13 protein-coding genes are annotated in these 12413 nt (G+C 71.6%); 3 read left to right on the top strand and 10 right to left on the bottom strand.

The genetic code is table 11. The features are described from left to right. Positions 1 to 10 precede the first annotated feature (10 nt). The gene (locus AB0K12_RS23085; RefSeq protein WP_364564539.1) at positions 11 to 631 is read right to left on the bottom strand and encodes a TetR/AcrR family transcriptional regulator; all 621 of its coding nucleotides are present in this window, start codon (positions 629 to 631) and stop codon (positions 11 to 13) included. A gap of 103 nt (positions 632 to 734) precedes the next feature. Between AB0K12_RS23085 and AB0K12_RS23080 the strand changes: the two genes are divergently transcribed. Both AB0K12_RS23080 and AB0K12_RS23075 read left to right on the top strand, forming a co-directional pair. Next, positions 735 to 1586 carry a glycosyltransferase gene (locus AB0K12_RS23080; RefSeq protein ID WP_364564536.1) on the top strand — a complete coding sequence of 284 codons (852 nt, stop codon included), beginning with the start codon at positions 735 to 737 and terminating at the stop codon, positions 1584 to 1586. A gap of 20 nt (positions 1587 to 1606) precedes the next feature. Then, positions 1607 to 1801 carry a DUF2795 domain-containing protein gene (locus tag AB0K12_RS23075; protein ID WP_355421464.1) on the top strand — a complete coding sequence of 65 codons (195 nt, stop codon included), beginning with the start codon at positions 1607 to 1609 and terminating at the stop codon, positions 1799 to 1801. A gap of 88 nt (positions 1802 to 1889) precedes the next feature. Here the strand turns inward: AB0K12_RS23075 and AB0K12_RS23070 are convergent, their stop codons facing one another. From AB0K12_RS23070 to AB0K12_RS23030, 9 genes are all read right to left on the bottom strand, one after another. After that, a complete protein-coding gene (locus AB0K12_RS23070; RefSeq protein WP_364564532.1) occupies positions 1890 to 2975 on the bottom strand; it encodes a prephenate dehydrogenase in 1086 nt (361 codons plus the stop codon). Between the two features lie 83 nt (positions 2976 to 3058). Beyond that, positions 3059 to 3418, bottom strand: a complete 360-nt coding sequence (gene aroH / locus AB0K12_RS23065) for a chorismate mutase (RefSeq protein ID WP_345401642.1) — start codon at positions 3416 to 3418, stop codon at positions 3059 to 3061. Between the two features lie 70 nt (positions 3419 to 3488). Beyond that, positions 3489 to 5474 (bottom strand): pseudouridine synthase, encoded by a 1986-nt coding sequence (locus AB0K12_RS23060; protein ID WP_364564528.1) that lies wholly within the window; start codon positions 5472 to 5474, stop codon positions 3489 to 3491. Beyond that, the gene (scpB, locus tag AB0K12_RS23055) at positions 5471 to 6004 is read right to left on the bottom strand and encodes an SMC-Scp complex subunit ScpB (protein WP_364565015.1); all 534 of its coding nucleotides are present in this window, start codon (positions 6002 to 6004) and stop codon (positions 5471 to 5473) included. Before scpB ends, AB0K12_RS23060 begins: the two co-directional genes overlap by 4 nt. Positions 6005 to 6539: 535 nt before the next feature. Next, positions 6540 to 7358 carry a segregation/condensation protein A gene (locus tag AB0K12_RS23050; RefSeq protein ID WP_364366270.1) on the bottom strand — a complete coding sequence of 273 codons (819 nt, stop codon included), beginning with the start codon at positions 7356 to 7358 and terminating at the stop codon, positions 6540 to 6542. Continuing rightward, positions 7355 to 8296: a ParA family protein gene (locus tag AB0K12_RS23045; RefSeq protein ID WP_364564524.1), complete on the bottom strand. Its 942-nt coding sequence runs from the start codon at positions 8294 to 8296 to the stop codon at positions 7355 to 7357. The genes AB0K12_RS23050 and AB0K12_RS23045 overlap by 4 nt, the downstream gene beginning before the upstream one ends. 117 nt (positions 8297 to 8413) lie before the next feature. Beyond that, entirely contained in the window at positions 8414 to 9319 is a 906-nt protein-coding gene (locus AB0K12_RS23040; protein WP_364564521.1) for a site-specific tyrosine recombinase XerD, read from the bottom strand. Positions 9320 to 9334: 15 nt separating this feature from the next. Next, a complete protein-coding gene (locus AB0K12_RS23035; protein WP_355427931.1) occupies positions 9335 to 9994 on the bottom strand; it encodes an NUDIX hydrolase in 660 nt (219 codons plus the stop codon). Further along, on the bottom strand, positions 9991 to 11658 hold the full coding sequence (locus AB0K12_RS23030) for a CTP synthase (RefSeq protein WP_345401630.1): 1668 nt from the start codon (positions 11656 to 11658) through the stop codon (positions 9991 to 9993). The genes AB0K12_RS23035 and AB0K12_RS23030 overlap by 4 nt, the downstream gene beginning before the upstream one ends. A 110-nt stretch (positions 11659 to 11768) precedes the next feature. On the opposite strand from AB0K12_RS23030, the gene AB0K12_RS23025 reads away from it, so the two are divergent. Then, entirely contained in the window at positions 11769 to 12413 is a 645-nt protein-coding gene (locus tag AB0K12_RS23025; protein WP_364564516.1) for a DapH/DapD/GlmU-related protein, read from the top strand.

The following is a 12413-nucleotide window of genomic DNA, read 5'->3' as shown; positions in this document are numbered from 1 at the left end:
CCTCTCGTCTTCAGGAACGGCGGTCGTGGGCCGGCAGGAACCGGGTGAGCACCGAAGTGCAGAGCAGCCGGTAGCGCGGCGACGCGTCGGCCTCCTCGAAATAGCTCATGATCTCCAGGCTCACGGCGCCGTGGACGGCCATCCACAGCAGGTCCGCGATCTCGGCCGCCGCGCCCCCGGCCAGCTCCCCCGCCTCCAGGCAGGCGGCCACGGACGCCACGAGCAGGCCGAAGGTGTGCTTGGCCGTCCGCGTCGCCTCTTCCCCCGCCCTGAAGCCCGGCAGGGCGCCCAGGAACATGACGCGGTAGTAGTCGGGCTCTGCCAGCGCGTACGCCCGGTACGCGCCCAGCACGGCCATCAGCCGGTCGAGCGGGCCCTCCTCGCGGGGCACCGCCAGCAGCCGCTGTTCGAGCCGGGCGAAGCCCTCCAGCCAGAGGGCCTCGCTGAGGCCGTCCTTGCCGCCGAAGAGCGTGTAGATGACCTTCGTGGAGCAGCCGGCCTCGGCCGCGATCCGCCGGACGGTCAGCGCCGCCGGCCCTTCGCTGATGAGCAGGTGCTTGGCCGCGTCGAGGACGGCCGCCCTGACGACGCTCTGCCCTTCGCGCTGGGCCAGCTGGTACGGGGTACTCACGGTAACGCCGTTTCTTGTTGGTAACACTGTTACCGATCTTTCTACCCGCTCCTTCGCAGCCTGTCAACGACTAAGCGAGGGCGTGCAGGTAAGTGCGAGGGGTGTGGAGAGCGAATCGCGTGTCACGGTCGTGGTGGCCAGCAGGGACAGGGTGCGGACGCTGACCCGTACGCTGCCGCTGCACCCGCGCCCGGTGATCCTGGTGGACAACGGCTCGGGTGACGGCACCGCCGGGTTCGTCCGCCGCCACTTCCCCGACGTCCACGTGGTCGAGGCGGGCAGGAACCTGGGCGCCCCCGGCCGCAACCTCGGCGTCGAGCTGGCCGGGACGCCCTACGTGGCCTTCGCCGACGACGACTCCTGGTGGGCGCCGAAGGCGCTGGAACGGGCGGCCGACGTGCTGGACGCCCATCCCCGCCTCGCCGCGCTGGGCGCGCGCGTGCTGGTCGGCCCCGACGAGCGGCTGGACCCGGTGTCGGAACGCATGCGCGACTCCCCGCTCGGCACCGAGCCCGGAATGCCGGGGCCGAGCGTGCTGGGGTTCCTGGCGTGCGGGGTGGTGGTGCGCAGGGACGCGTTCCTGGAGGCGGGCGGGTTCGACGACGTGGTCTTCTTCTTCGGTGAGGAGGAACGGCTGGCGCTCGATCTGGCGGCGCTGGGGTGGGGGCTGGCGTACGTGGACGACGTCGTGGCCCACCATCACCCCTCGCCCGCCCGCGACCCCGAGGGCCGCCGCGCCCTGGCCGCCAGGAACGCGCTGCTGACAGCCGTGCTGCGGCGCCCCTGGCCGGTGGTGGCGCGGCGGGTGGTCGACGCGCTGCGCGGCGGCCGGGCGGGCCGGCGCGGTCTCCTTACGGCGCTGCGCCGGCTCCCCGCGGCCCTTTCTGAACGCCGCCGCCTCCCACCAGCAGTGGAACGGAACCGACACATGCTGGAGATTCGTTACACATCGTGATTGATGGGCATCAGAGGGTCATGACAACAGCACCTAACCCGATCGACCTGCAGAAGCACCTGAGCGGGGTGGACTACCCGGCCAGCAAGCAGGACCTGATCAAGGCCGCTCGCGAGCACAACGCGAGCAACGACATAGTCAAGGCTCTCGAAGCCATGCCTGACCGCGAGTACGACGGCCCGAACGCCGTCAGCCAGGCGATCACCAAGCGCTGATCGCCGGAACGCGCCGGGCGGGCCCCCTCACGGGGACCCGCCCGGCGTGCGTCCATGAACAGCCCGCCCGGACAGCGGCGAGGTGGTCTCAGGGGACCTGCCAGCCGCGTTCGTGCAGAGCCTGGGTGAGGGCGGCGGCGGCGCCGGGCTCCACAGACAGCTCCGCGATGCCCAGCGGCAGGCCGGGGGCGTGCTCCAGACGGACGTCCTCGACGTTGACCCCGACCTCGTCGCACGCCTGGAACAGGCGGGCGAGCTGACCGGGACGGTCGCCGATGACCACCTGCACCACGGCGTAGGAGGAGGCGGGCCCGCCGTGCTTGCCGGGGATGCGGTCGTGACCCACGACGCCGCGCTTGAGCAGCTGGGTGATCTCGTTGGTCGCGGTGCCGTCGCCGTCGGCCAGGGCCCGCAGCGCGTTCGCCGCGTCGGCCAGGTCGTTGGCCACCGCCTCCAGCACCTCGGCGACCGGCGCCGCGTTGCCGGACAGGATGCCCAGCCACAGCCCCGGATCGCTGCCCGCGATGCGCGTGACGTCGCGGATGCCCTGACCGGCCAGCCCGAGCGCGACGTCGGTGGCGTCGGCCAGCCGGGCCGCCACCGCCGAGGCCGCCACGTGGGGAGCGTGGGAGACGACCGCGACCGCACGGTCATGGTCGATGGCGCCGACCTCGACCGCGTTGGCCCCGCACAGCTCGATCAGCCGCAACACCGCCGCCTTCGCCTCGGGATCGGCCTCCTCTGTGGGGCACAGCGCCCACGGCCGGCCCAGGAACAGGTCGTCCCTGGCCGCGCCTGGCCCCGACTTCTCCCGCCCGGCGAGCGGGTGCGAGGCGACGTAGGAGGACAGGTCGCAGCCGAGCTGAATGGCCCGGTGGATGGGCTCGCCCTTGACGCTCGCCACGTCGGTGTAGAAGCGGGCCGCGCCGAGGCGCTGCAGCTCCAGCAGCTCGGTCGCCACGTGCGCGGGCGGCACCGCGATGACCGCGAGGTCGGCCCGCTCCGCGCCGGCGCCCGGCCGCCACTCCTCACCGGCGCCGAGCTCCCGTGCCAGTCGTACGGCCCCCTCATCCTGATCGGCGAGCAGCACCCGCACACCCCGCTTGCGCAGGGCCAGCGCCGCGGAGGTGCCGATGAGACCGGTGCCGACGACGAGCACGGTACGAAGATCCATCTCGATGTCCTGATTGGTCGGGCTGAACGGTTGAGAGGTGCCGCGCGGCCAGCATGCCCGCCGCGCCCTGCCTTACGGCGAATCTACTGGGCGATGTCCTGCCGCAGCGCCACCGCACCCCGCAGATAGACGTGCTGCATCTCGGAACGCGGCCGGTCGGTCTCGATGTGGGCCATGAGGCGCACCACCCGCGGCAGCGCGCCGGGGACGTCGATCTCGGTGCAGCAGATCAGCGGCACCTCGTGGAAGCCCAGCTTGCGCGCGGCCAGCGCGGGGAACTCGGCCGTCAGGTCGGGCGTCGCGGTGAACAGCACGCTGATCACGTCGTCGGGAGTCAGGTCGTTACGCTCCATGATCGCGCTGACCAGCTCGGTCGTGCCCGAGATGACCGCGTCGCGGTCGTTGGCGTCGACCTGGATCGCCCCACGGATCGCCCGCACCATGTGCTTCGTTCCCTTCCATGGCCATAGAGCCCGTGCGGAGGCACCGCACGGGCTCCTGCGTCCGGCCAGATTACAGCTTCACGGCCGCGTACAGCTCGCCGACTTCCTTCAGCGACAGCGCCCTGACGGTGCCCGGCTTCGTGCGGCCTAGCTTCACCGGCCCGAACTCGATCCTGGCCAGGTCGATCACCCGGTGACCCGCCTCTTCCAGCATCCGCCTGACCACGTGCTTGCGGCCCTCGTGCAGCACCACCTCGACCAGCGCCTGCTGGCCGTGCTCCTGCACGATCGAGAACGCGTCGGCCCTCGCGATGCCGTCCTCCAGCTCGATGCCCTGCTTGAGGCGGCGGCCGAGGTCGCGCGGGATCGGCCCCGGCACCTTGGCCCAGTATTTCTTCTGCACGCCGTAGCTCGGGTGCGTCAGCCTGTTGGCCAGCTCGCCGTCGTTGGTGAGCAGCAGCAGGCCCTCGGTCTCGGTGTCGAGCCGCCCGACGTGGAACAACCTGGGCGCCAGCTCCTCGACGTAGTCGGCCAGGCACGGACGGCCCTGCGGGTCGTCCATGGTGGACACGACGCCGATCGGCTTGTTGAGCGCGTAGTAGACCAGGTCGGGGGCGGTCGGGATGCGCATGCCGTCGACGTGGATGACCTGCGTCGCCGGGTCGACCTTGGCGCCGAACCTGCGGACGACCTGGCCGTTGACCGTGACCCGGCCCTCGCCGATCATCTCCTCGCACGCCCTGCGGCTGGCGACGCCCGCCTGGGCGAGCACCTTCTGCAGCCGCACGCCGTCGGGGACCTCGGTGGTGTCGCGCTCGTCGGTGTAGCCCTCGGGGTAGAAGTCGCGGTCGCGAAGCGGCTGCCTGGCCGCCTTGACGCGGTCGCGCTGAGGGCTGCCGGGACCGCTGCCGCGCCGTCCCCCGCCGACGGTCTGCACGTCGTCCCTGCGCCCGGCACGCGCGCCAGGACGCCCGTTCCGCTCGAACCGCCCCCGCTCAGGACGCTCGCCCCGCTCAGGACGCTCGCCCCGCTCAGGACGACCGCCACGCTCAGGACGACCGCCACGCTCGGGACGGCCGCGCCCGTCGGAGCGCTCGCCGCGCTCGAAACGGTCGCGCCCGTCGGAGCGCTCGCCGCGCTCGAAACGGTCGCGCCCGTCGGAGCGGTCACCGCGCTCGAAACGGTCGCCGCGCTCGGGGCGATCCTGCCAGCCGGAACGCTGCGGGCGGGCCTGGCGGTCGTCGCGCTCGGCCCGCTCGGGACGGTCGCTCCCGTCGCGCCGGGCCGGCCTGTCGTCGCCGTCACGCCGGCCGTAGCGGGCGCGCGTCGAGCTCACGGGCCTTGATCCGGCGTCCTCACGCCGCCCGCTCCGACCCGCACGGAACGCACTGGCGCCCCGCTCGTCACGCCGGTCGCCCCGCCGGTCGTCTCGCCGGTCGTCTCGCCGGTCGTCTCGCCGGTCCTCCGATCGGTCGGAACGGTAACCGCCCCGGCCCTCGTCACGGAAGCGCTCACCGCGCTCGTAACGGTCGCCGCCCCGGTGGAACCGGTCACCCCCGCCGAAGCGGTCGCCGCGCCCTCCGGCGCGGTCGTCCCGGCCGAAGCGCTCCTGGCGGTCACCACCGCCGAACCGCCCGCGGTCACCGCCACCGAAGCGGTCGCGGTCGCCGCTGTATCGCTGCCGGCGGTCGTCGCCGCCGGCGTACCTGTCATCGCGCCTGTCATCGCGCCTGTCATCGCGCCTGTCGCTGCGCCTGTCGTCGCGCGGGCCCTGCCGACGGTCGCCGTCGCCGCGGTCGTACCGGGCGCGGGCACCGCCCCGGTCGGCGCGCAGGGAGTCGCGGGACGGCCGGGCGCGGAAGCCGTCTCCGCCGCGTACGTCGTCGTCGCGCCGGAAGTCGCCCCGGCCACCGCGGGCACCGCGGGAGTCCCCTCCACGCGTGCCGCCGCCACGGGTGTCACCGGAGCGGAAGGCGGGACGCCCGCCACGGCCGGAGCCGCCGGCACGTCCACGACCGCGTCCATCACCGGACGGGGTGCTACGCCTGTTGATCACTTTGTCGTCTCCTCGAGATTTTCCACGTCGTCAGGGAGGAAGGGGGCGAGCTCAGGCAGCTCGCTCAGATCCCGCATTCCCAGACGTTCAAGGAAGTATGAGCTTGTCCGGTAGAGCACTGCCTGGCTCTCCGGGTCGGTGCCGGCCTCCTCGACCAGCCCCCTGGCGACGAGCGTCCGCATGACGCCGTCGCTGTTGACGCCGCGCACCGCGGCGACGCGGGCACGGCTCACCGGTTGCCGGTAGGCCACGACCGCGAGTGTCTCCAGCGCGGCCTGGGTCAGCCGCGTCTGCTGGCCGTCGCGTACGAACCGCTCGACCAGCGCCGCGCAGTCGGCACGCGTGTAAAAGCGCCAGCCGCCCGCGACTTCTCGCAAATCAAAACCCCGGCCGGCGGCGGTGTATTCCGCCGCCAGTGCGCGCAACGCAGCGGCCACCTGATGCGTCGGCCGCTCCAGCACCTGAGCCAGCGTCACCTCGGCGACGGGCTCGTCAACCACCATCAGGATAGCCTCAAGCGCCGCCTCCAACGACGGCCCCTCCCCGCCACCCCCGCCGCCACCGGCGTTCCCAGGCTCTTCACCTGCACGAGCAGACGCCGCCACAGCAGGCTTCTCGGCCTCGGTGGCATCCCGCCACCCGGCCCGCGGCACGCCCTCATCCGCCTCGTCCCGCACTGCGGAACGGGCCTCATCCACCGAAGGTGCCGCCGGCCCACCCTCCGAAGGCTCGGGCGCGTCCGGCGTCTCCGCGACCTCAGCCGCCGGGGCCTCAGGCGCGTCCGGCGCCCGCGCGGGCTCAACCGCCGAAGACCCCGCATCGGATGCCTGCGCGGCCTCGTCCGGGGCCTCCGGCTCCCCTGCGGCCGCGTTCGCCTCCGCCTGCTCGGCGTGTGGCGGTGCGTCGTCGACGGGCCCAGGGCCGGCCGGGTCGCCGGGCTCGGTGGTGTCGGTGCCCTCCACGCGAGGGGCGCCCGGCTGGACCAGGGAGCCGGGGAGGGTCATCCAGGCGGGCAGGGGTGGGTCGGAGTCGGGTGAGCGGCGTGGGTTGGGCAGCGGGTTGTCGTCAGTCATCAGTGCGTTTCTCCGCCGGTTCCTCGTAGTCGTCCCCCACCGCGACGTCGCCGTCGTCGGTGCCCGTCCAGGTCACGTGCAGCTCCCCCAGCGGCTCGACCTGGTCGAACGTGACCGCCGACTCGCGGAAGAGCTCAAGCACGGCCAGGAAGCGCGCGATCACCTCGATGGTGCCCTCGCAGTCGGCGGTGAGGGCGCGGAAGGTGGCCCGCCGCATCCGGCGCAGGTGCATGACCAGGATGGCGGCCTGCTCCTTGACGCTGGCGAGCGGCTGGTAGATGTGGCCGACGCTCACGGTGGGCGGCAGCTTGGGGGTGAACGCCTTGGCCGCGATGCGGGCGAGCTGCTCGGGCCCGATGCCGAGGATCAGCTCGGGCAGCAGGTTGGCGAACTGCTCCTCCATCGGCACCGTACGCGGAAAGCGCAGCGCCTCCTCGGCCATCCGCCCGGCGAAGACCTTGGCCACCTCCTTGTAGGCCTTGTACTGCAGCAGCCGCGCGAACAGCAGGTCTCTGGCCTCGAGCAGCGCCAGGTCCTCTTCGTCCTCGACCTCGCCCGACGGCAGCAGCCTGGCCGCCTTGAGGTCGAGCAGGGTCGCCGCGACCAGCAGGAAGTGGCTGGTCTGGTCGAGGTCCCACTCGGGCCCCCGCGACTTGATGTACGCGATGAACTCGTCGGTGACCTTGGAGAGCGAGACCTCGGTGATGTCGAGCTTGTGCTTGGCGATGAGGCCGAGGAGCAGGTCGAAGGGGCCCTCGAAGACGTCCAGATGAACCTGGAAGCCCTGGGTCTCGGTCTGCTCTGCGGTCACCTGGCCATTGTGGCAGGCGCGGGCCAGCGCGAGAGCACCTCTCGGGCCAGCTCACGGTAGGCGTTGGCGCCGAGCGACGACGGGTCGAACGTCGTGATGGGCTCGCCCGCCACGGTGGCGTCGGGGAAGCGCACCGTACGGTTGATCACGGTGTGGAACACCTTGTCGCCGAACGCCTCCACGACCCGGGCCAGCACCTCGCGGCCGTGCAGGGTGCGGGCGTCGTACATGGTGGCGAGCAGGCCCTCGATCTCGAGGTCCTCGTTGAGCCGCTCCTGCACCTTGGAGATGGTGTCCATGAGCAGCGCGACACCGCGCAGCGCGAAGAACTCGCACTCCAGCGGCACCATGACGCCGTGGGCGCAGGTGAGGGCGTTGATGGTGAGCAGGCCGAGCGACGGCTGGCAGTCGATGAGGCAGACGTCGTAGTGGGGCAGCAGCGGCTTGATGACGCGGCCGAGCACCTGCTCGCGGGCGACCTCGGTGACGAGCTGCACTTCGGCGGCGGACAGGTCGATGTTGCTGGGCAGCAGGTCGAGGCCCTCGACGCCGGTCTCGAGCAGGACGTCTTCGGCGGTGACCCCGCGTTCCATCAGCAGGTTGTAGACGGTCAGGTCGAGCTGCAGCGGGTTGATGCCGAGCCCGACGGAGAGCGCGCCCTGCGGGTCGAAGTCGACCAGCAGCACCTTGAGGCCGTATTCGACCAGCGCGGCGCCGAGATTGATGGTGGTCGTGGTCTTGCCGACGCCACCCTTCTGGTTGACCATCGCGACCACGCGCGCCGGGCCGTGCACCGAGGGGGGCACCGGCTCGGGGAACACGGGTCTGGGCCGCTGTGTCGGGCCCAAATTGACGCCGTTGGAGGGCGCGTTGGTCTTGGTGTCGCCCCAGGGGTTGTCGGGGGTCCCCGGGGTCGAACCCTTGGTCGTCACAGTCACCAGCTCGAACCTCCCTGACGATCCCGAACCGGACCGTCCGGACGGACACTATGGCGTCATCACTTAACGCGGCAAGGCGGCACGCCGTGGGCGGCGCACGTCCCAAAAGACTATAGATCACTGCCGGGCGCGCGGATGCGCGGCGGCGTAGACCTCGCGGAGCTTGTCGACCGTGACCAGGGTGTAGACCTGCGTGGTCGTGACCGAGGCGTGGCCGAGCAGCTCCTGCACCACCCTAACGTCCGCGCCGCCGTCCAAAAGGTGAGTTGCGAAGGAATGCCGGAGTACGTGCGGGCTTATCCCGTCGAGTCCGGCTCGTTCGGCGGCGGCCTGCAGCACCTCCCACGCGCCCTGCCTGGTCAGCCGCCCGCCGCGGGCGTTGAGGAAGACCGCGGGGGTGCCGCGGCCGTGGGCGAGCAGCCCCGGCCTGGCGCGCACGAGGTAGGCGTCCAGCGCGGCCCGCGCGTAGCGGCCCAGCGGCACGATGCGGGTGCGGGCGCCCTTGCCGCGCAGGCGTACCTGGTCGTCCTCCAGGTCGTCCACGGCCAGCCCGACGGCCTCGGAGATGCGGGCGCCGGTGCCGTAGAGGACTTCGAGCAGAGCCCTGTTGCGCAGCGTGAGCGGCGCGCCGTCGGGGCCGGACGCGGCGATGAGGCGCTCGACCTCGGCGACGCCGATGGCCTTGGGCAGGCGGCGCAGCCTGCGGGGCGGGCGTACCTCGTGGGCGGGGTCGTGGGCCGTCACGCCTTCGCGCAGGGCGAAGCGGTGCAGCCCGCGCACGGCGGAGACGGCGCGGGCCGCGGAGCTGGCCACGAGGGCGGGGTGCTCGCCGTCGCCCTCGCGCAGCGCGGCGAGGAAGGCCTGGACGTCGGCCTCCCCCACCTGGTCGAGCTCCAGGCGCCCGCGCGCCCGGAGGTGGTCGACGTAGCGGCGCAGGTCACGGCGGTAGGACGCGAGCGTGTTGGCAGCCAGACCTCGTTCGACCGCGAGATGGGCGAGGTAGCTGGAGAGCACTGCCTCCACGAACAGGTCCTTCCGTCACGCCTCCGGAGCGTCGGCGGGGCGCAACAGGGCGAACCCCTCAACCGATGCCGCATATGCGGCGAGGATACCGGCCACGGCCGTGGAATTGTGGATCATTCCCATGAGGGCCTTCTCCACCGCGTCGGCCAGCGGCACCCATTCGATCGGCATGCCGATCTCCTCGTGCCGCTGGACGAAGTCGTTCTCCTCGTCGGGGATCCTGGTCAGGCCGCGGGCGAGGAACACCCTGACCCGCTCGTCGGTCATGCCGGGCGACGAGCGCAGGTCGGCCAGGGTGTACCAGGTCTCGGCGCGGTAGCCGGCCTCCTCGGCGAGCTCGCGCGCGGCGGTCTCGACCAGCGGTTCGCCCGCCACGTCGCGGATCCCGGCGGGCAGCTCCCACATCAGGTGGCGGGTGGGGTGGCGGTATTGCCTGATGAGCAGGACGCGGTCGTGCTCGTCGAGGGCGAGCGCGGCGACGGCTCCTGGATGGACGACGTAGTCGCGCTCGGCCACCTCGTCGCGGGGCATCCTGACCGTGTCGGTGACGACGTCGATGATGTGGCCCTTGAAGCGGTGGCGGGATTCGACGACGTCCCATGACTCGGGCGTGTCCGCGATCAGCCGGCCGCCCGCGGCGCCCTGCGGTGACGAGCCGTTGGGGTGGCCGTTCACGGGTGCACCTTGGCGCTGCCGACGCGGCTGTCGGCGTAGACGAGCGCGGCTCCGACGAGGCCCTTGAACATCGGGTTGGCCCTGGTGGGCCGGGAGCGGAACTCGGGGTGCGCCTGGGTGCCGATGAAGAACGGGTGGATCTCGGGGGGCAGCTCGGTGTACTCGACCAGCCGGCCGTCGGGCGACAGGCCGGAGAAGACCAGGCCGACCTGCTCCAGCCGCTCGCGGTAGGCGTTGTTGACCTCGTAGCGGTGGCGGTGGCGCTCGTCGGCCTTGGCCTTGCCGCCGTAGAGGTGCCTGGCCAGCGTGCCCTCGCCGAGCTTGGCGGTGTAGCTGCCGAGCCGCATGGTGCCGCCCATGTCGCGCTCGCCGGCGATGACGTCTTCCTGGTCGGCCATGGTGGAGATGACCGGGTGCTTGGTGTCGGGGTCGAACTCGGAGGAGTTGGCGTCCTCGATGCCGGCCATGTTGCGGGCGGCCTCGATGACCATGCCCTGCATGCCGAGGCAGATGCCGAGCAGCGGGATCTTGTTCTCGCGGGCGTGGCGGATGGCGCCGATCTTGCCCTCGATGCCGCGGACGCCGAAGCCACCGGGGATCAGCACGCCGTCGACGCCGTCGAGCTCGCGCTCTGCGCCCTCGGGGGTCTCGCAGTCGTCGCTCTTGACCCAGCGGATGTTGACGCGGGCGTCGTTGGCGAAGCCGCCGGCGCGCAGCGCCTCGGTGACCGAGAGGTACGCGTCCGGCAAATCGATATATTTCCCGACGAGGGCGATCGTGACTTCCTTGGCCGGGCGGTGCACCCGGCGCAGGAGCTGCTCCCACTCCGTCCAGTCGACGTCGCGGAAGGGCAGGCCGAGCCGCCGCACGACGTACGCGTCGAGGCCCTCGGCGTGGAGCACCTTCGGGATGTCGTAGATCGAGGCCGCGTCGACGGCGGAGACGACGGCGTCCTCGTCGACGTCGCACATCAGGCTGATCTTGCGCTTGATGGCCGTCTGCACCGGCCGGTCGGAGCGCAGCACGATCGCGTCGGGCTGGATGCCGATGCTGCGCAGCGCGGCCACGCTGTGCTGGGTCGGCTTGGTCTTGAGCTCGCCCGACGGCCCGATGTACGGCAGCAGCGACACGTGCAGGAAGAACACGTTGTCGCGGCCCACCTCGTGCCTGATCTGGCGGACGGCCTCCAGGAACGGCTGCGACTCGATGTCGCCGACCGTGCCGCCCACCTCGGTGATGACCACGTCCACGTCAGGACCGGCCATGCCCCGGATGCGGTCCTTGATCTCGTTGGTGATGTGCGGGATGACCTGCACGGTGTCGCCCAGGTATTCGCCGCGGCGCTCCTTGGCGATGACGTTGGAGTAGACCTGCCCGGTGGTCACGTTGGCCGAGCCGAGCAGGCTGGTGTCGAGGAACCGCTCGTAGTGGCCGACGTCGAGGTCGGTCTCGGCACCGTCGTCGGTGACGAACACCTCGCCGTGCTGGAACGGGTTCATGGTGCCGGGGTCGACGTTGAGGTAAGGGTCGAGCTTCTGCATGGTGACCCTGAGACCGCGCCCCTTGAGAAGGCGACCGAGGCTGGATGCCGTGAGCCCCTTGCCGAGACTGGAGGCGACACCGCCGGTGACGAACAGATGCTTGGTTTGCGATGCGCTGCGCAAAGGGGCTCCCGTGGCTCGAGGTGTGGTCGAAGTGTCCACGGGCTCTCAGGATATCAAACAACGCCCCTCACATGCCCGAACGGCTTGACCTAGCGGTAACTTTGGTCCCTATGTCACTCGTTCGGCGGGCTTTGGGCGCGTTGATTCACCGTACGTACACGGCGATCCGGCACGCAGGGGCGATCACCCCGTCCACTTCCGCGGGCTACCGATTCGGCCGGCTCGGCGACGGTGTCAGCATCGCCTTCCCCCCTGGCGCGATCTTCGGCGAGCAGTGGATCGAGATCGGCGAGCACACGCTCGTGGGCGAGCGGGTGTCGCTGTCGTGCGGCATGATGCCGGGGCACGACCTCGGCGACGGCTCCGTCCTGCGCATCGGCGGCGGCTGCTCGATCGGCAGGGGCTCCCACATCGTCGCGCACCAGTCCATCGACATCGGCGACCACGTCTTCACCGGCCCATACGTCTACATCACCGACCAGAACCACGTCTACGACGACCCCGAGGTGCCGATCGGCCGGCAGTGGCCGCGCAACAGCCCGGTCTCCATCGGCGCGGGCTCCTGGCTGGGCGCGGGCGCGATCATCCTGCCGGGCACCACGCTGGGCCGCCAGTGCGTGGTGGCGGGCGGCGCGGTGGTGCGCGGCGAGTTCCCCGACCACAGCGTGGTGGCGGGTGTGCCGGCCAGGCGGGTCCGCGGCTACACGCCCGAGCTGGGCTGGCACGCGCCCGTCACGTTCAACGCGACGACCTGA

Origin of the sequence: Nonomuraea sp. NPDC049419 (assembly GCF_040676995.1) — a bacterium.
Lineage (GTDB): Bacteria > Actinomycetota > Actinomycetes > Streptosporangiales > Streptosporangiaceae > Nonomuraea > Nonomuraea salmonea.
The sequence above is the reverse complement of the archived record's forward strand: the minus strand, read 5'-3'. Positions and strand labels throughout refer to the sequence as shown.

What these genes read in the sequence shown, in the direction of transcription:
- AB0K12_RS23075 (WP_355421464.1), top strand. Translation starts at nt 1,607, where the DNA reads ATGACAACAGCACCTAACCCGATCGACCTGCAGAAGCACCTGAGCGGG.
- AB0K12_RS23070 (WP_364564532.1), bottom strand. Translation starts at nt 2,975, where the DNA reads ATGGATCTTCGTACCGTGCTCGTCGTCGGCACCGGTCTCATCGGCACC.
- aroH (WP_345401642.1), bottom strand. Translation starts at nt 3,418, where the DNA reads ATGGTGCGGGCGATCCGTGGGGCGATCCAGGTCGACGCCAACGACCGC.
- AB0K12_RS23025 (WP_364564516.1), top strand. Translation starts at nt 11,769, where the DNA reads ATGTCACTCGTTCGGCGGGCTTTGGGCGCGTTGATTCACCGTACGTAC.